Origin of the sequence: Teredinibacter haidensis (genome assembly GCF_014211975.1) — a bacterium.
Taxonomy (GTDB): Bacteria; Pseudomonadota; Gammaproteobacteria; order Pseudomonadales; family Cellvibrionaceae; genus Teredinibacter; species Teredinibacter haidensis.
This window is the reverse complement of record NZ_CP060084.1, coordinates 510950-529326: the sequence shown is the minus strand read 5'-3', so window position 1 is coordinate 529326 and position 18377 is coordinate 510950. Positions and strand designations below refer to the sequence as shown.

The window sequence follows — 18377 nt, the reverse complement described above, 5'->3', positions numbered from 1 at the left end:
AGCCGATCAGAATGAGCGGCTGCGAACTTATGTGCCGTTATTTGGATAGGGTCTTATCGATACGCTTGAGAATCTGTAAAAGTGTTTCTACAGCAGGCGTCTGCCCAGCAAAAGCTTCTTCACCCATAGGCGCGATAGCACAAGCGACAGGTAATGGCTGATCAGCAGCAATAAGCATATCCATACGCGAGATAAAAACAAACTGCAGCCATTGAGAAAAAGAAAGAGTATCCATGCAAAAGGGTTGCAAGCTAGCCAAAGCTTCTGCACTCGGCTGGAATGGCTGCCACCACTCCAGCTTTCGAAGCTCTACTTCAAGATCCCGCAACAGAGTAGTTATCGAGGTGTGTAACTCACGCATCGGGGCTAACGCAGCCCACCGCCAAAAGGCGGCAATGAATTGAGTAAGGCCTTTCCATAACGCTTGGTTTTTAAACGTTTATCTAGAATGGACACACGGCCTGTATCGGATTCGGTTCGCAGTAGTCGACCACAGGATTGCACCAACTTTATAGCTGCATCGGGAACCGTAATCTCCATAAAAGCATTGCCACCGCCAGCCTCTATCCATTCTGCCAATGCCGCTTCAATGGGGTCATCCGGTACGGAAAACGGAATTTTTGCTATTACAACATGAGTACAATAATCCCCTGGTAGATCCACACCCTCAGCAAAACTTGCCAACCCAAAGATAATGCTACCCTGGCCGTTATCGATACGCTTTTTGTGTTTACGCACCAATGCCTGCTTACTTTCCAAACCTTGCATCAATATAATAATTTTGAAATCACGTGGGAGCTCCTCGTAAACCTCCTGCATTTGCTTGCGAGAGGAAAATAACACAAGGGAACCCGCATTCTCATCAATAATTTCAGGCAGCAGTTCAATAATACTATCGGTATGCGCTAAAGCATCGTTAGCTTCCAGTGCGCCATCAGGCACTACCAAATCTGCATTATTTGGGTAATCAAAAGGGCTCGGAACCACCACATAACGGCTGTCGTCGTAAGTGCCGGCACGGTATTGAAAACGGTCAAATTTATTCAAAGCAGTTAGGGTTGCAGAGGTAACAACCGCACCAAAACAGCGAGACCATAAATCTTTTCGCAAAGCACGGGATGCGAGTATAGGGCTAGCAACAATTTCAAAATCACTGACTTCATTGAATTCCAGCAAATTTATCCAACGCGCCAGAGGAAATTTCTTGTCCACCCGGGTATCCGCATAGCTGGTCCATAGCTCTAAATTACCCTCTGCTCGACTAAGCCAGGAACCCAGTATTGGTAGAACGTTTTCCAAATCAACCCTCGGAACCGTTGGATAATCCTCATCAATAAGAAGATTCATTTCCTTATTGAGCTTTTCCAGCAAATGAACCAACTCTGCAAAAGCGCGCTGCAATTCAGACGCGAGGGTTTCCAATTCTGGAGGCACAACGCCTTCAGGGAAACGCAGGCGAGGAGAAAATTGTTCCCGGTCGACACCTTCGGTAAGCGCCTGAATAAGATGCAAGTTCTGCTCGAGGATAGTACGCACATTTTTTAGTGTGCTTTCCATAGGCGCAGTTAATTGCATAAAGTAGCTGGCCTCCGCTATCGGCTCCACTATGCTGGGCCACTGGCCTTCACTCTGACCTAACCAACGAATCGTACTACGGTAGCGCGTATGGGAGGCGAAGTGGTTAAGCGCTTTTTCGGGCAGGTGGTGCCCTTCGTCGAAGATATAGATGGTCTCTTCCGGTTTGGATAAAATCGCCCCGCCACCCAAAGCCAGATCTGCCAGTACCAAATCGTGGTTGGCAACCACGCAATCGACATCATCCAGCTCATCCCGCGCTTTGAAAAATGAACAGCTGCGTACAAAACTGCATTTTCTTCCCGTACATTGGCGATGATCGGTGGTTACCCGCTGCCAGCTGGACTGCTGTATCTCATCATCCCAATTATCGCGATCACCATCCCAGTGCCCATGGGAGAGTTTTTCCATCATGGTGCCGTACAGGCGCGACTCATCGGATGTAATACCGCTTTGTTCATCTTCGTAAAGGGGGATAAACTGGGTATCTTCCTCTGCGGATAATAGCTTATCCAGCTTGGCCAAGCATAAATACCGGCCCCGTCCTTTTGCCAATCGAAATTGAAAGTTTAATTCACTGAACCGCAGCAATTCCGGCAGATCTTTAAGCACCACCTGCTCTTGCAACGCGACAGTTGCAGTGGCGAGAACCAAGCGCTTATTAAGGGCTTTAGCTATAGGCAAAGCAGCAAGCAGGTAAGCAACCGTCTTACCCACACCAGTACCGGCTTCAATAACGCAGATATGGCTGTCGGATGCACGGTCCTCGTTGTCATCCAGAAGAATATTACCCAGGGTCCGGGCAATTTCTGCAATCATTAATTTTTGCCCGTAACGGGGCTTTAGCTCTTTTGCTGCAAGAAATTTACTGTAGGCCTGCTGAATAACCTCTTTGGTATTCGTGTCGAGCACTATTTTTCCCCAAGCCGGCGATAAACCGGATTGGCATAGCCGGTCAACAGCACTTTTTTCACAGCCTCGTTACACGTCGCAATACGCTCCTTAAATTTGGATCGCTCCTGATCCCAACCCCTGGAGGAAAAATCTATCCCCGCTTCGCTTACGGCAATTGTTGGTGTTTTCTTTTCTAATAGCTCATACGCAAAACCGTTGCTTGGATGCAACACGTATTTTTCTTCTATTTGTTGATCAATCGCAACAGCAACTTCATCGACATTTTCGTATTCCTCTGTCAACGGTGTACCAAAAGAAACATGCACCGCTTCTTTATAACCGGTAATACCGCGGGCAATACTCTGAACGTCTTCGTGCTCATCTTTGGTATAACTGCCGTGAACCGATTTTTGATGCAGCTCGCGAGCTTTTTCCATATCACACGCATCGTAAGCGTAAGAAATGCTAACCGGCACAATACGCGCTTCGCGAATAAATTCAGCAAAGGTTTGTGTTTTAGGTTTGCTAATAGCAAGCATATTAATCAATGCAGGATTGGTCTGATCCAGACCATCTTTGGCCCTACCTTCTCGCTGGGCGATCCATACGTTCTCTTTGTCATTAACAACCGAATGGTGAATATAGCTAGATAGCTTTTTTGCGGCCTGTAATTTTTCCCGACGAGAAGAAAGCCCGCGGCGAACGATAAAACTTTTGTTGAGCCGCATTATGTCCGAAGCAAAAGGTTTAGACAGTAGATTATCGCCGATGGCTATACGTAAGGTGGAAAAGCCGTTGTGATAAAGCCCCCAATTGACAAACGCCGGGTCCATGGCGATATCGCGGTGATTACTAATAAAAAGGTAAGACTCATCGGCATTCAATTTATCCAACCCAGAAAAACTTAAATGATCTACCGTCGTTTTCAGGGATTTCGCCATATATTTTTCGACTAAGGCCTGAAAATCTGCAACAGTTTGAATATGAGCCATCTCTCCCGCCAAACGCTTGCGTACCAGCGGCCTCAATGCGGGAGCTGCAAATCTGGAGATGGTCGGTAATTTAAGCTTGGCCACGGTATCCAGCAGTTCTTTATCTACCAGTAAGCGTTCCAAAATTGGCCGCACTTCGTCATCGTTATAGGGCCGAATATCTTCAAAATCCGCCATAAGTTTTTTACTCACCATTACTTTTATGCCCGGTTCATCCCTCTGAGGAGGGGAAAAACCCTTTAGAAAACAAAACCAAGCATTATACCGGCTGATGACTTCTGATCCTATGTTTGCCTTACCACAGCGCAGATTTTTTTTGCTGTGATACACTCTTTTCTGGATTCCAGTATAGAGAGCCTTACACCTACGCGATGAAAATCCTTCTTGTTGAAGACAGCCCTACATTACGTTACGCCACCAGCACTTATATTCGCCAAGCTGGCCACGAACCCATTATTGCCACCTGCGGCGAAGAAGCCTTGCAAGTTGTCGATAATACACCGGTCGACATGGTAATTATGGATGTTGAAATGCCCGGCCTGGATGGCTTTGAAACCACACGACTAATCCGTGAATGGCTGGGAGATCACTGGGTACCCATAATCTTTGTAACGGGCTGCAATGATGAAAAGAGCCTGAAGGAAGGCATTGAAGCTGGCGGAGACGATTACCTGATCAAACCCGTTAGCTCCGTTATTCTCACTGCAAAAATACGAGCAATGGGGCGCATTGCCACCATGCGTGACCAGCTCAACGAGGCCAATAAAGAGCTACTATTTTTAAGTGAAAAAGACGGTCTCAGTGGCCTCTATAATCGCCGAACATTTGACACGAAAGCCGAAGAGCACTGGAAGCTATCTACTCGGACCCAGGAACCCCTATCTATCCTGCTTATGGATATCGATCACTTCAAACTCTATAACGACACATATGGCCATCAGTCTGGAGACGAATGCATTCGCTTGATATCAACAGCCATTAAACGCTGTGTTAATCGCCCCGGAGACTTGGTCGGCCGCTACGGGGGGGAGGAGTTCATCGCTCTGCTGCCCAACACAACGGAAGAAGGCGCTCTGCATGTTGCAGAACATATAAGGAAAACAATTGAAGCTCTGCGTCTTAAGCACAGAGGGCTGACTCAGAATGATCGCGTGACCATCAGTATTGGCGCTTCAGTGACAAACGTTACTACTGGTACGAGCCTATCCCATCAAGTCGCCATGGCCGACCAAGCGCTGTACAAGTCGAAGCACAAGGGCCGCAACCGAGTAACACTTGCCACCTACACCCCAAATGCCTGTGTCCTTGCCGTAGATAACGACCAGAACAGCCTAGCTGCTCTGGAGGAAACACTCGACGGACACTGCGCACTGGTCACCTCACAAAGCAAAGAGGAGTCTTTACTCCTCGTAAGTGAGCTGAAGCCCGATATTATATTGATCAATGCCCACCTGCTCGATACCAACGGCTACGAAATATGTCAGGCACTTAAAGGTAACGACAAAACGAACGAAACCCCAGTGATACTGACTTCAGATGGTGAGAAAGAGGAATTAGAGAGCTTCAGCAAGAAATTTCATGCCAATGCTTATCTACAGAAACCATTTAATACGCATCAACTATTGGCTAAAATTCGACTGTATCTAAGCAAATAGAGTAAGAGCCGCCGCTAAAGAATGCCGGTAATACTGAAAACTATACACACACAAAAAAGGCCGCTTATATAAGCAGCCTTTCTCTACAATGCCATAGGTATTTTCTACGTTATTCCAAGTTTGTTTTAATGCAAACCCAAAACAAACAGTGGACATCATCGTCCTTTGCCTCTTCAGCAATATCGACTTTGGCGGGAGCTTCACGGGTGATCTCTTCGCTGCTGATATTGCCGTCTCCATTTTGGTCAAAACGCTCAAAGCTGCCTAGATATGAGCAATATTCATCACCAGACAAATTGCCATCCTGATCCAAATCCAACTTGCTAAAGCGTGCTTTTAGCAGCATTTCACGTTTTTCGGTATCCAGATCGAGATACTCCTCGAACGAAACACCGCCATCAGCATTACCGTCCATACGAGAGAAGATCTGTTTTCTTTTTTCCGAAATTTCGTCGACGGTAATGACTTTATCGCCATTTTCGTCATACTTTGCCAACAACCAAAGATCTTCAGCACCAGTCTCTGGTTGTGCCACTACATTCCCTGAAAGTATACAGCCCGCAAGCACCGCTCCTGCTAGCCCTCGGAGAACATTAAGGCCCGTCATTACTTCCACCTCGTATCACTTTGTGATGTTGTTATATTATATTAGGCGCTCTTTTAGCACCGAAGTTCACCCTCCATGATTAACTTGATTCCTGTTAACTGAGTTTCAAGCTTATTACTACCTGTATAAAAGTGTAAACCCGACACTCAATTCAACACAGGCTCAAGTTCACACTTTTGGATGAATTATTAAAACCGATTATGCCTAATTAACGAACAGATAGAAAGCTCTGATTATAAAAGCACCACGAGCTTAATAACTCTATCTATATCAAGAACCTAACCACGCCACAAGATGTCGTCTAAATAAAAATTAGCGTCAATGAATAAACGCAAAACAAGCACTAAAGGATGACGAACAACAGCGCCAAATTAAAGATTTAGCTGTCACAAGTCACCGATCCGACGATGAAACCAGTTGACCTCGCGGGAATGAGCTTCAACTTGATCAACCACATCAAGAATCATGGCAAACAGTGCCATACGAACCAACACTCCATTGTCTGCTTGGCGGAAAATCGCAAGGTTCGGATTTTGGTTAAGGTCGTTATCCAACTCGTTGGCATCCGATCGGGAATCCCGGGGTAAGGGATGCATAATCACCGTATTCGGCTGACAGAACTCTGTATAAATTGCCTGATTAAGGCGGAAGCGACCACGATAAAGGTCCGCCTCTTCCTTGGACGCAAAACGCTCCTCCTGAATACGGGTCGAATAAACGATATCGACCTGGCTGATACTTTGGTTCAATTCCGAGGATATCGTTACGGTATGGCCTCCCGAGCGCAGCGACTCAACATAACTCTCTGGCATCGCCAGCTCTTCAGGGGATACCAGAACCACATCCACTTTGTCATACAGAGCCAGTAATCGACTAAGGGAGTGCACCGTGCGTCCGTACTTAAGATCGCCGATCATAGCAATACGCAAGCGGTCCATACTTCCACCTTTAGCCTTCACCTCTTTTTGAATGGTATACAGATCTAACAATGCCTGGCTGGGATGCTCGTTAGCGCCATCACCACCATTCACAACAGGCACCCGACTGGCAGAGGCAAACTCAGCCACCGAACCCGATTCTGGATGACGCATACAGATCACATCGCTATAGCCCGAAAGCACTCGCGCGGTATCGTAAAGTGACTCGCCTTTGGCAATTGCCGAACTTTTGAACCCTGTCGTTTCCCTCACCTCGCCACCCAACAGGTTGAAGGCGCAACCAAAGCTCACACGCGTACGCGTGCTGGGTTCGAAAAACATATTACCGAGAATCGCACCTTCAAGAACACGTGTTACCCGTTTGCGCAACGCATAGGGCTCCATACTGTCCGCAACAGCAAAAATTTGTTCAATATCGGCACGAGTAAATTGTTCAACAGAGAGAATATGGGAACCGGCAAATTTCACTGTAGGCGACCTCTTAGATGGTGGGATTTGATATTGGCGGCTATTCTACTGCCGAGCGAAACCCAGCCCAAGCGATAAAAATCAAGAAAAGCTATTTGACGCAAAAGAAGGCCATTTAGATTCAAGTAAATAGTTATTGCTATGGGCGACGACCATTAACGGCAACGTCCGCCTTGCCAATCAACGCTTTTAGAATCGCTCTGAGTATGCCTGAATTTGATCCGGTATTTCGTAAGCCACAAAACGTCTAAAAACCAGCTAAGCTTCCGGTATCAGTTATAAACAGCAGACTCAATCAAAGGCCAACTTTGTTAGGGGATCCAATAGTGGCAAGTCGTACGGAAAAGCTCTTCAAATACTGCTCTATCGAAACCGCAAAGCAAATTATTACCGGGCTCAGCCTGCGCTGGAGCGCTCCAATCGTCTTTGCAGACCCCTTAGAGCTCAATCACACAACACACTTCAACCTGGAAACGGAATCACTGCTGCAAGCCACTATAAAGCTGGCAGCTTCCATGGTTTTCGCCTCCAGCACCCCCAATGGCGATACCCCCTTAATTAACGCTATTCGCCGCTGGCGTGAAGATGAGCGATTTGCTGCGCCCGAAGAGGCCGAAGGCGTACTTCGCGAGCTACTATCAAAAATGGTAGACCAGCGTATGCTGGTTATTGAGGAATTTCACAGACAGTGGATGGATTACAACCGTAAGATTCGCATCTGCAGCTTTAGCAGCCGGCCGGACAATATGACCGCATGGGATCTATTCGCTGATGGACATAGGGGCGTATGCTTACGCTTCGACTGCACAGAGCAATCTAGTACTCGTCAACCACGACAAGTAGAGTACAGCAATAACCGCCCGGAACTGATTAAACTGCGCGATCAGGTGGATGCGATTCTCTTTAATATCCCACAAAACCAGAACTTCGTTTTTGAATCGCTCTTTTCGCTGAAAGCCCCCCATAGAAAGCAGGAGCAGGAGTGGCGCTGCTTCCGCAAAACCAGTCATTCAGACACTGGAGAGAACCCAATGAATTGGGTTGATGACGTTCCCTTCGACCCAACCGAGCTGTCGGCCGCCTGCTTTGGTATCGAAACCAGCGAAGCCGATAAAAAATCAATTATCGCGCTAATGAAAGAACACCTCGGCGTGGCGCGCAGCTATCAAACCAACTTGGCCGCGGGCAAATACGAGCTAGAAGTTCAAAAAGCCTAAGCCCTCTCCTCCCCCCAGGATTGGAGCGCCGCTAACACGGGTAAGCGCTCTGTGGGCGCGTCTTTCTGCAACTCGACAATGGCAGCTTGATATTCACTATATGACAAGCAAGCATCTCCGCCGCCTTCTAACCTCTGCAGCTTATGCTCCCGCCACTCTAACTGCTCCTGCGAATTTAATGACTCAGGAAAGTTACGTGCTTTGTAGCGCAACACCATCGCGTTTAAACGGGCATCATTAAAAACAAAATTGGTCTCGGACAATTGTCCAGCACTTGCTTTGCGCAACTGAGCACAGCGCTTTTTATCTTCATCATTAAGAAAGCCGTTGTACAACTGCTGCTCCGGATCCGTTCGCGGAGCAAAATTTTCAGTCGAGTAGAGTTCGTTTAGCTTTGGCGACAAGTCACACAAGCGAAGCTGTTGCCAATGTTGCTCGCACAGGGCTTTATCGATCGTCAATCTCACCGCCGCCTTTTCATCCAGTAATTTGGGCGTGGCCAATACCGGACAGCGGTTCAAATGCACGAGTTTTAGGGGAATACGCTCTACACCTACCGGCAAATCCGCGGTAGCAGTAAACACCCGGTGGCGAATGGTCTCCACATCCAGCGTTATTAGCGGTGTGGGATCTACCGACAAATCATAAACAACCACGGCATTTTTATTGCTCGGGTGCATAGCCAGAGGCACAATTAAAGCGGCACAACCGTGCTCCGAAGAGAAGCGAGAAGAGATATGCAACAACGGTTTTTTACTGCCGACATCAAGCATTGACGCCACTTTTTGTTTGGCTTTATTGGCCAGGACATAGCGGTATAAATCCGGCTGGGCTTTACGTATCAGCTTGGCCAGCGCAATGGTCGCCTCCACATCGGAATACGCATCGTGAGCTGACTGATGCAAAATACCATTGGCTTGCGTCAGGTTTTCCAGCTTAAAACTGGGCTTACCCTCCACGGTAGGCCATTCGATGCCTTGGGGGCGCAACGCGTATGTCAAACGCACCATATCAATAATATCCCAACGGGAATTCCCGTTGCGCCACTCACGCTCGTAGGGGTCGTAAAAATTACGGAAAAGCGTGTAGCGCGTAACCTCATCATCGAAACGCAGGGAGTTATAGCCCACGCTACAGGTACCTGGTTGGGACAATTCCCGGTGAATTTTTCTTATAAATTCACTTTCAGTAAACCCCTCTTCCTGAGCTCTTTGTGGCGTAATTCCCGTCACCATGCAGGCTTGCGGCTGCGGCCAAATATCCTCCGGAGGCTTACAATAGAGCACCAACGGATCGCTGATAATATTCAGGTTTTCATCGGTTCGAACACCCGCAAACTGGCTGGGACGATCCACCGCCGGATTTGCACCCCAAGTTTCATAATCGTGCCAGTAAAAGCTGTTCATCACCCTCTCCAAATTGGTTATAATCGCCGCTGATTTTACGTATGAGCTGCACTATGAATGATCTCGAAAACCTTTTCCAGAATAACCAGCAGTGGGCAAACGCAATAAAAGCGGAAGACCCTGAGTTTTTTGAAAAACTATCCAAACAGCAAAATCCAGAATATTTGTGGATTGGTTGCGCCGACAGCCGCGTCCCCGCCAACGAAATTGTTGGCCTGCTACCTGGAGAACTCTTCGTTCACCGTAATATTGCCAACTGTGTGGTGCACACCGATCTAAATTGTTTGTGTGTTATTTATTACGCCGTTCAGGTACTGAAGATTAAACATATCATTGTTTGCGGCCACTACGGCTGCGGTGGTGTACATGCGGCTATGCAAAACCAACAATTTGGACTGGTCGACCAGTGGATACGCAATATCCGCGACGTGTACCATAACAACCAAGCAAAACTTGAAGCCGTTACCGATGAGAAAGCTCGCGTAGATATGCTGTGCGAATTAAATGTGCAGCAGCAGGTCGCGAACGTTTGCCATATTCCAGCAATACAAAACGCCTGGGCAAAAGGCCAATCTCTGGCTATACATGGATGGATTTACGGCGTTCAGGATGGCCTGCTGAAACAGATTACGGAGACATTCAACAGTATTGAGCAGATACCAGAGCACTACAGGGTATCGGGGCAGCCGTAACAGAAGGGGGGCGTAGCCCCCTTTTTTTAACCTTGCTAGCTGGCCCGAGAGAAGACAGGCCCAAAAGGATCAGGCCTTCGGCAGCGTTACCCCTGTCTGCCCTTGATACTTCCCGCCTCGATCTTTATAGGACGTATCACACACCTCATCACTCTCAAAAAACAGCATCTGGGCCACACCCTCATTCGCGTAAATTTTGGCCGGCAGCGGTGTGGTGTTGGAAAATTCAAGCGTCACATGCCCCTCCCACTCCGGCTCAAGCGGAGTGACATTAACAATAATACCGCAACGGGCGTAGGTCGATTTACCCAAGCACACCGTCAGCACTGAACGCGGTATACGGAAAAATTCCACCGTGCGAGCCAAAGCAAAAGAATTGGGAGGAATGATGCACACGTCGCTTTTGATATCGACAAAACTATTGTCATCGAAATTTTTGGGGTCAACCACCGCACTGTGCACATTGGTAAAGATTTTGAATTCATCGGAACAACGCACATCATAGCCGTAACTGGACGTACCATAGGAAATCAACCGCTGGTCGTTGCTATCGTAACGAACCTGGCCTGGCTCGAAGGGTTCGATCATGCCCTGCTGCTCTGCCATACGGCGAATCCAGTGGTCGGATTTGATGCTCATTGAAGTTCTCTCTTTTCAGCTATTCAATTTGAATGCGGGATAATAGTGTCGGCCGCATGGCGCTGCAAGTTAATCGTCGGAAAAAGAAATCTCCGGGCCAGCATTTCCCGCCAATGACTGCTGCCATAAGGCCAGAGCCACATGGCTGGCAATACTACGGTATTCCTTGCTGACGGCAGAATCAGGATCGGCAACCACAGGTGGTGTACCCGCATCGGTTTGCTCACGAATGGCAAGTGTCAGCGGTAAACGACCAAGGACACTTACACCATACTCATCTGCCAGAGCCTCACCGCCAGCCTCACCAAAGATGGCCTCGGCATGACCACAATTGGAGCAAATATGGGTCGACATATTCTCCACAATACCGAATACCGGAATATTCACCTTGGTAAACATTTCAATACCTTTGCGAGCGTCCAGCAGCGCAATGTCCTGGGGCGTGGTCACAATCACAGAGCCAGAAACCGGTACAGCTTGAGATAAGGTCAACTGGATATCACCCGTTCCCGGCGGCATATCGATTACAAGATAGTCAATGTCGTCCCAGTGAGTGCTTTGTAACAACTGCTGTAAAGCACCACTCACCATTGGCCCCCGCCATACCATCGGCGTTTTATCGGTGACCAGATTGCCCATGGATATCATTTTCAAACCCAGGGCATCAATAGGCTCAATCATGTTGGGGCCGTGCATTTCAGGACGTTTATCAGCTACGCCCAGCATCTGTGGCTGGCTGGGGCCATAGATATCAGCATCCAGCACGCCCACCTTCGCTCCCGCCAGCGCCAGCGCCAGCGCTATATTTACCGTTGTCGTCGATTTACCCACGCCACCCTTACCCGATGCCACGGCAACAATATTCTTCACTCCGGGAACACTGCTGACATTCGCCGCCTGTAAGGATTTTGCTGGCAGCACGGCGATGTTGAAGCCCACCTCTACCCGCTCCTGATCCAACGGCGACAATGCCCGCGCAATATCCGACTGGATGCGCCGGGTCAGCTCGTCATCGTGCACGCCCTGATTAACCAATATACGCACACCATTTTCGTGCGCCGACAGCTCGCAAATTGCGCGCAGGCTTTGCCCACCGATCTCTGGTAAAACCACCGCCGTTAAAGCTGAATCTACCTGCTGCATTAGGTCACTACTCATAAAAACTCCGTGAAAAATTTGTTGGGGCGCGCAGAAGGTAAGCAAATTACCACTCTCAACCCCACGATTCAATTTGGCTGTATTCAGGAGCCCATGATGCGGAAAAATCAAGTATTTAGTGGTATAGTTGCGCGCCCGAAATGCCCGCCACCCGCGGGCACCCATACTTTAGCTGTAGAAACGATCAAGTGACCATGACAGAACAACGCAAAATGCTAGTAACAAGTGCCCTTCCATACGCAAATGGCTCGATCCATTTGGGGCACATGGTAGAAACTATCCAAACCGATATCTGGGTGAGATTCCAAAAGCTGCGTGGTCACAACTGTATCTATGTATGCGCCGACGATGCCCACGGCACTGCCATTATGCTGCGCGCCGAGCAACTAGGGCTAACACCCGAGCAACAGATCGCCAACATCCAGGCCGAACATGAGGCAGATTTTAATGACTTCCTGATCGAGTTCGACAACTACCATTCCACCCATTCGGAAGAAAACAAAGAGCTGTCGAGCCATATTTACAAAAAATTGCAGGACAACGGCCATATCGATACCCGCACGGTCACCCAGGCCTACGACCCGGAAAAGCAACTATTTCTGGCCGACCGCTATGTAAAAGGTACCTGCCCGAAATGTAAAACACCGGATCAATACGGCGATAACTGTGAGCACTGTAGTGCGACTTACTCTCCCGTAGAGTTAATTAACCCGGTATCCGTTATTTCCGGTGCAACCCCAATCGCCAAAGATTCTGACCATTACTTCTTCACTCTGCCAGACTTTACCGATTTCCTGAAAGACTGGACCCGCGCTGGCCACCTGCAAGATGAAGTTGCAAACAAACTAGCCGAGTGGCTAGACAGCGGCTTGCAGCAATGGGATATTTCCCGCGATGCTCCCTACTTCGGCTTTGAAATACCCGGTCACCCCGGCAAATATTTTTACGTATGGCTAGATGCCCCCATCGGCTACATGGCCAGCTTTAAAAACCTCTGCGATAAAACCGACGGCTTAAACTTCGACGATTACTGGGCCAAAGATTCCAAGCATGAGCTTTACCACTTTATAGGTAAGGACATTATTAATTTCCACGCGCTCTTCTGGCCAGCCATGCTCAACGACTCAGGTTTCCGCACACCCACCAAGGTTTGTGTGCATGGGTTTTTAACCGTTGACGGTAAAAAAATGTCCAAGTCCCGCGGCACCTTTATTAATGCCCGCACCTACCTTGAGCATTTGAAACCGGAATACCTGCGTTACTACTACGCCACCAAATTAACCAATTCTGTTGATGACCTAGATTTAAATCTGGATGATTTTATCTCCAAAGTAAATTCCGATCTGGTTGGCAAGGTTGTCAATATTGCCAGCCGTACCGCCAAATTTGTGGCTAAAGCCGGTGGCAAGCTCTCCGGCAGTATTGCCAATGAAGAACTGTGGAATAAATTCCAGGCTGCCGATAGCCGAATTGCCGAAGCCTACGAAAACAGAGAGTTCAGCAAGGCCATGCGCGAAATTATGGCACTCGCAGATGCTGCCAACGAATATATTGCCGAGCAGGCTCCCTGGAGCCTAGCGAAAGAGGACGGCAACGAGCAAAAGGTGCTGGATATCTGCACCATGGGCGTCAACTGCTTTAAAGCTCTTATGACCTACCTAAAGCCCGTACTGCCTGCCACTGCAGAGGCCGCCGAATTATTTTTAAACACTAAACTAAGCTGGTCAACACCGGTTAGCTTCCTCGGCGATCACGAAATCAACAAATTCAAACCTCTTATGACACGAGTTGAGAGTGACAAGGTGCAAGCTATGGTCGATGCCAGTAAAGAAGATGTTGCCGAGGCTGCAGCAGAATCATCACCCAAAACATGGCTCGCAAAAGAACCGGTCGCCAATGAAATTGAGTTCGACGAATTTGCAAAAATAGATCTGCGCGTTGCCCTAATCGCCAATGCCGAGCATGTTGAAGGCGCAAATAAATTACTGCGCCTAACCCTGGACCTGGGCGGCGAAACCCGCAATGTTTTTGCAGGTATTAAAGGTGCCTACCAGCCGGAAGATCTGATTGGTAAAAAAACTATTATGGTCGCCAATTTAAAGCCTAGAAAGATGAAGTTTGGTTTATCTGAAGGCATGGTTCTAGCGGCGGGACCGGGTGGAAAGGATTTATTTATTCTGGAACCGCACGAAGGTGCGGAACCAGGCATGCGGGTGATGTAAGGCACTGTTTGGGAATAAATATATTCCAAAATAATTTCTTTTTGGCATATACGGGAATCTACAGTTTTTGATATTGTCCATCCCGCACCGATCGCATACGGCCCAAGGCAAAAGTATTACCCACAAGAGCACTTCAATTCATTCGATAATAGTGTTGTTATAGCGTTATCGAGAACAAGTCGAATTTGGCTGATAGTCAATTTGAGGAGTCCTGAAATTTAGTGTGGGTCAGCATATGACACCGAATTACGTCTGAAACACGCCGAAACCCCTCGCCTGGGGGCTCCACTTCCGCATCCTGCGGCCGAGGGTTTCAGAAGTAGCCCCTGTTATGTGCCCGCTAGCGACAAATCAAACCGGAGGAATTTTTATTAAAGCCTTCCAAAGGGAAAATATGTCGCTTTTGTATACAAGGTAAAAGCCCACGCTACGATAGAAACGACTGAGAAAGGCTAAACTAGAAACCGCAAAAACATGACTGAATTCGCGCTCATTTTATTAAGCACCGTACTGGTCAATAATTTTGTACTGGTCCAATTTTTGGGCCTGTGCCCGTTTATGGGTGTTTCCAATAAATTGGAAACCGCCATCGGTATGAGTACAGCCACCACCTTTGTACTTACGCTCGCATCCGTGTGCAGCTATATGGTCCACACCTGGATTCTCGACCCGCTTGGCCTTACCTATCTAAAGACGATCTCTTTTATTCTCGTAATTGCGGCCGTTGTGCAATTTGCCAAAATGTTTATCGAAAAAACCAGCCCGCTACTGTATCGAGTACTGGGTGTTTTTCTTCCGTTGATTACAACCAACTGCGCCGTATTGGGCGTCGCCCTGCAAAACACCAACAAAGCCCACAATTTCCTTGAATCCACTTTTTATGGGTTTGGTGCAGCCGTTGGTTTTTCCCTTGTGCTGGTCTTATTTTCGGCCATGCGCGAAAGACTCGCCGTTGCGGATGTGCCTGAAGCCTTTAAAGGTGCTGCAATCGGCATGATAACCGCTGGCTTAATGTCGCTGGCCTTTATGGGATTTGCCGGCCTCGTATAACACTATGATCGAATTTCTCATCCAAAACCCGATTCTCGGTGCACTTATTGCCCTCGGCAGTATGGCCGCCGTTTTTGGTGGCGTACTCGGCTTTGCCGCCATTCGCTATAAAGTCGAAGGCGATCCGCTAGTAGAGCAAGTTGACGAACTATTGCCGCAAACCCAGTGCGGCCAATGCGGTTACCCCGGCTGTCGCCCCTACGCACAAGCGATTGTCGAAGGTGATGCGATCAACAAGTGTCCTCCCGGCGGTCACACGACAATAGCCGCTCTCGCCAATTTATTGGATGTGGAAGCCCCGGCGCTGGACGAAGAACACGGCGAAGAGTCGGACGTCAAAAAAGTTGCCTACATTCGCGAAGATGAATGTATCGGCTGCACTAAATGTATTCAGGCTTGTCCTGTGGACGCAATTTTAGGCGCGGCCAAGCAAATGCACACCATTATCGGCTCCGAATGCACAGGCTGTGACCTCTGCGTAGAGCCCTGCCCTGTGGACTGTATTGATATGCTCCCCGTGGAGACGGGCCTCAATAGTTGGAAATGGGCTTTACCAAAGCCCTCTCAGATTATTGCAACTGATCGCGATCAGGAGCATGTCGCATGAGAAAAATTTTTGATATTCACGGCGGCGTTCATCCGGCCGAAAATAAACACCAGTCAACCCAAGAAGTCATTGGCACTATTCCACTGGCCGACGAAATTATCCTGCCTCTAAACCAGCATATTGGAACGCCGGCACAAGCCGTTGTTAATGTTGGCGATCACGTTTTAAAAGGGCAGCTTATTGCCGAAGCCGAAGGCGTTTTTAGTGCGTCGGTTCACGCGTCAACATCCGGAAATATTACAGCGATTGAAGAAAGAGCCGTTCCTCACGCCTCGGGCATGACCGCGCGCTGTATTGTTATTAAGCCAGATGGTAAAGACCAATGGATCACGCTGGAAAGCTGTGACGACTTCAGCAAACTTGCCCACCACGAACTGGTAGAAAAAATTCGAGTAGCCGGTGTTGCCGGTATGGGCGGTGCGGGTTTTCCCACGGCAGTCAAAGTTAACCCGCGCGCAGACAATAAAATCCATACGCTGATTTTAAACGGCACCGAATGTGAGCCCTATATTACCGCTGACGATATGCTGATGCGTGAGCGCGCTGATGAAATTATTGACGGCGCTCAATTATTAGCACAACTGCTAGATAACCCCACCGATGTCCTGGTAGGGATTGAAGACAACAAGCCCGAAGCCATCGCAGCAATGAAAAAAGCTGCCGAAGGTACCAGCATAGATATTGTTATTTTTCCCACCAAATACCCTTCCGGTGGCGAAAAACAACTTATTGAAATTCTGACCGGCAAACAGGTTCCCAGTGGTGGCATCCCCGCACAAATCGGCATCGTTGTACAGAACGTGGGTACCGCTGTCGCCGCCTATCGCGCCGTGCGTTACGGTGAACCCCTGATTAGTCGCGTAACCACGATAGTGGGCGAATCCTTGCAGCAGCAACGCAATATTGACGTCCCGCTGGGTACACCCATTGCGCATATTCTTAAGGCCCACGGTTGGGACGCAACCAACTGTGCCCGCTTGATCATTGGCGGCCCAATGATGGGCTTTACAGTTGAAGCTTTAACAACTCCCATCATTAAAACCAGCAATTGCATTTTAGCACCATCAAATGACGAAATGCCCTCGCAACCACCGGCACAAGCCTGTATTCGCTGTGGCATGTGTGCAGAGGCCTGCCCTGCGAACTTATTGCCACAACAATTATTCTGGTACGCCCAGAGTGAAAACTTCGAACAGTTACGCGAGCACAATTTATTTGACTGTATCGAGTGCGGTGCCTGCTCCTTTGTATGCCCCAGCAATATTCCCCTGGTGCAATACTATCGTGCATCGAAAGGTGAAATTCGTAAACTGGATATGGAAAAAGAAAAGTCCGACCGTTCACGTTTACGTTTTGAAGCTCGCCAGGAACGTATCGCTCACGCAGAAGCGGAAAAAGAAGCCAAGCGCATCGCCCGTAAAGAAGCTGCGGAAAAAGCGAAAAAATTACTGGCAGAAAAAGCCGCAGAAGCGCCAGCAAAAGATATTGTGACAGAAGCCGTCGCATCCGCAAAAACGAAAGAGCTTGATCCTGAAAAGGAGAAAGCCAAGCTGGATCGTGCACTTTCCAGTGCATCCAGCCGCGTAGAGCGAGCTAAAGATTCGCTTGCCAGTGCGCAGAACGAAGGTGCGGACGAGGCGCGCATCGATTCGCTAAAAGCTCGCTTAAAACAGTCAGAGCAAAAAGTAGCCGACGCAAAAGTCAAACTAGAGCAATTCGGCAGCAAGCTTGCGTCGCAAGGTAGCGTGGCCAAAACTGTCGAGAAAAAAATGACCGCGTCACCCAAAGAGCAGATGGAAAAGGCCGTTGTCACCCTGGAAAAGCGCATTGCAACCGCAAAGGAAAAACTGGCTGAAGCCGAGGAGCAACAGTCACCGTCTGTAGGTGCATTACAGCAGGGTATTAAAAAACTTCTGCAAAAACTAGAAACCAACCGCAAAGAATTGGCAGAAATTGAGCCATTGTCTCCGGTTGATGGTACCGGCCCCGGCGCAGGAAAGACCGAAGAAAATGCCGCTCAGGCGGCCATTGAACGAGCAAAAGCCAAAGCGGCTGCACAGGCAAGCATGAGTAACGAAGAGAAAGCCGTAGCGAATATTAAATCGCTGGATGCACGATTAGAAAAAGCCCGACAACGGCTGAAAAAAGCGCAGGAAGAAAGCAACGACAATATTGAGGCTTTCCAAACCGGAGTCGAAAAGCTGGAAACCAAACTTGCCGACGCCAAAGTCGCCATAGAAGAAGGCCAGAGCTAATT

Annotated in this window: 15 protein-coding genes; 7 read left to right on the top strand and 8 right to left on the bottom strand. The window is 48.5% G+C overall.

What is annotated here, in order from left to right; all coding sequences use genetic code 11:
- Nucleotides 1-37 precede the first annotated feature (37 nt).
- The 3 genes from H5715_RS02235 to H5715_RS02225 are packed head-to-tail and all read right to left on the bottom strand — an operon-like array spanning nt 38 to nt 3638.
- Nucleotides 38-361, bottom strand: coding sequence for a YqcC family protein (locus H5715_RS02235; RefSeq protein WP_075185776.1), 324 nt, complete (start codon nt 359-361; stop codon nt 38-40).
- 5 nt (nt 362-366) lie between these two features.
- Nucleotides 367-2487, bottom strand: a complete 2121-nt coding sequence (dinG, locus tag H5715_RS02230) for an ATP-dependent DNA helicase DinG (protein WP_075185777.1) — start codon at nt 2485-2487, stop codon at nt 367-369.
- Nucleotides 2487-3638, bottom strand: a complete 1152-nt coding sequence (locus H5715_RS02225) for a 1-acyl-sn-glycerol-3-phosphate acyltransferase (protein ID WP_075186083.1) — start codon at nt 3636-3638, stop codon at nt 2487-2489. Before H5715_RS02225 ends, dinG begins: the two co-directional genes overlap by 1 nt.
- Nucleotides 3639-3832: 194 nt before the next feature.
- Between H5715_RS02225 and H5715_RS02220 the strand changes: the two genes are divergently transcribed.
- On the top strand, nt 3833-5116 hold the full coding sequence (locus H5715_RS02220) for a diguanylate cyclase (RefSeq protein WP_075185778.1): 1284 nt from the start codon (nt 3833-3835) through the stop codon (nt 5114-5116).
- A 109-nt stretch (nt 5117-5225) separates the two neighbouring features.
- Here H5715_RS02220 and H5715_RS02215 read toward each other — a convergent pair whose 3' ends face one another.
- The gene (locus H5715_RS02215) at nt 5226-5723 is read right to left on the bottom strand and encodes an EF-hand domain-containing protein (RefSeq protein WP_246434661.1); all 498 of its coding nucleotides are present in this window, start codon (nt 5721-5723) and stop codon (nt 5226-5228) included.
- A gap of 386 nt (nt 5724-6109) precedes the next feature.
- Nucleotides 6110-7129: an aspartate carbamoyltransferase gene (locus tag H5715_RS02210; protein ID WP_075185779.1), complete on the bottom strand. Its 1020-nt coding sequence runs from the start codon at nt 7127-7129 to the stop codon at nt 6110-6112.
- Between the two features lie 326 nt (nt 7130-7455).
- Between H5715_RS02210 and H5715_RS02205 the strand changes: the two genes are divergently transcribed.
- Nucleotides 7456-8346 carry a DUF2971 domain-containing protein gene (locus H5715_RS02205; protein WP_083608036.1) on the top strand — a complete coding sequence of 297 codons (891 nt, stop codon included), beginning with the start codon at nt 7456-7458 and terminating at the stop codon, nt 8344-8346.
- Here H5715_RS02205 and sbcB read toward each other — a convergent pair.
- A complete protein-coding gene (gene sbcB / locus H5715_RS02200; RefSeq protein ID WP_075185780.1) occupies nt 8343-9752 on the bottom strand; it encodes an exodeoxyribonuclease I in 1410 nt (469 codons plus the stop codon). The two genes, H5715_RS02205 and sbcB, sit on opposite strands and share 4 nt — an antisense overlap.
- Nucleotides 9753-9805: 53 nt before the next feature.
- On the opposite strand from sbcB, the gene can reads away from it, so the two are divergent.
- Nucleotides 9806-10444 (top strand): carbonate dehydratase, encoded by a 639-nt coding sequence (gene can, locus H5715_RS02195; RefSeq protein WP_075185781.1) that lies wholly within the window; start codon nt 9806-9808, stop codon nt 10442-10444.
- Nucleotides 10445-10513: 69 nt separating this feature from the next.
- Here can and dcd read toward each other — a convergent pair whose 3' ends face one another.
- Both dcd and apbC read right to left on the bottom strand, forming a co-directional pair.
- The gene (dcd, locus tag H5715_RS02190; protein WP_075185782.1) at nt 10514-11083 is read right to left on the bottom strand and encodes a dCTP deaminase; all 570 of its coding nucleotides are present in this window, start codon (nt 11081-11083) and stop codon (nt 10514-10516) included.
- A 69-nt stretch (nt 11084-11152) separates the two neighbouring features.
- Nucleotides 11153-12241 carry an iron-sulfur cluster carrier protein ApbC gene (apbC, locus tag H5715_RS02185; protein ID WP_075186086.1) on the bottom strand — a complete coding sequence of 363 codons (1089 nt, stop codon included), beginning with the start codon at nt 12239-12241 and terminating at the stop codon, nt 11153-11155.
- Nucleotides 12242-12435: 194 nt separating this feature from the next.
- Between apbC and metG the strand changes: the two genes are divergently transcribed.
- From metG to rsxC, 4 genes are all read left to right on the top strand, one after another.
- On the top strand, nt 12436-14463 hold the full coding sequence (gene metG / locus H5715_RS02180) for a methionine--tRNA ligase (RefSeq protein ID WP_075185783.1): 2028 nt from the start codon (nt 12436-12438) through the stop codon (nt 14461-14463).
- A 474-nt stretch (nt 14464-14937) separates the two neighbouring features.
- On the top strand, nt 14938-15513 hold the full coding sequence (rsxA, locus tag H5715_RS02175) for an electron transport complex subunit RsxA (protein ID WP_075185784.1): 576 nt from the start codon (nt 14938-14940) through the stop codon (nt 15511-15513).
- A 4-nt stretch (nt 15514-15517) separates the two neighbouring features.
- Nucleotides 15518-16120, top strand: coding sequence for an electron transport complex subunit RsxB (gene rsxB, locus H5715_RS02170; protein WP_075185785.1), 603 nt, complete (start codon nt 15518-15520; stop codon nt 16118-16120).
- Entirely contained in the window at nt 16117-18375 is a 2259-nt protein-coding gene (gene rsxC, locus H5715_RS02165) for an electron transport complex subunit RsxC (RefSeq protein ID WP_075185786.1), read from the top strand. Before rsxB ends, rsxC begins: the two co-directional genes overlap by 4 nt.
- Nucleotides 18376-18377 lie beyond the last annotated feature (2 nt).

Excerpts from the sequence above, each read along its gene's own strand:
- H5715_RS02215 (WP_246434661.1), bottom strand. The coding sequence starts at position 5,723 with ATGACGGGCCTTAATGTTCTCCGAGGGCTAGCAGGAGCGGTGCTTGCG.
- rsxA (WP_075185784.1), top strand. The coding sequence starts at position 14,938 with ATGACTGAATTCGCGCTCATTTTATTAAGCACCGTACTGGTCAATAAT.
- apbC (WP_075186086.1), bottom strand. The coding sequence starts at position 12,241 with ATGAGTAGTGACCTAATGCAGCAGGTAGATTCAGCTTTAACGGCGGTG.
- sbcB (WP_075185780.1), bottom strand. The coding sequence starts at position 9,752 with ATGAACAGCTTTTACTGGCACGATTATGAAACTTGGGGTGCAAATCCG.
- H5715_RS02235 (WP_075185776.1), bottom strand. The coding sequence starts at position 361 with ATGCGTGAGTTACACACCTCGATAACTACTCTGTTGCGGGATCTTGAA.
- H5715_RS02220 (WP_075185778.1), top strand. The coding sequence starts at position 3,833 with ATGAAAATCCTTCTTGTTGAAGACAGCCCTACATTACGTTACGCCACC.
- metG (WP_075185783.1), top strand. The coding sequence starts at position 12,436 with ATGACAGAACAACGCAAAATGCTAGTAACAAGTGCCCTTCCATACGCA.
- rsxB (WP_075185785.1), top strand. The coding sequence starts at position 15,518 with ATGATCGAATTTCTCATCCAAAACCCGATTCTCGGTGCACTTATTGCC.
- H5715_RS02225 (WP_075186083.1), bottom strand. The coding sequence starts at position 3,638 with ATGGCGGATTTTGAAGATATTCGGCCCTATAACGATGACGAAGTGCGG.
- can (WP_075185781.1), top strand. The coding sequence starts at position 9,806 with ATGAATGATCTCGAAAACCTTTTCCAGAATAACCAGCAGTGGGCAAAC.
- dcd (WP_075185782.1), bottom strand. The coding sequence starts at position 11,083 with ATGAGCATCAAATCCGACCACTGGATTCGCCGTATGGCAGAGCAGCAG.
- rsxC (WP_075185786.1), top strand. The coding sequence starts at position 16,117 with ATGAGAAAAATTTTTGATATTCACGGCGGCGTTCATCCGGCCGAAAAT.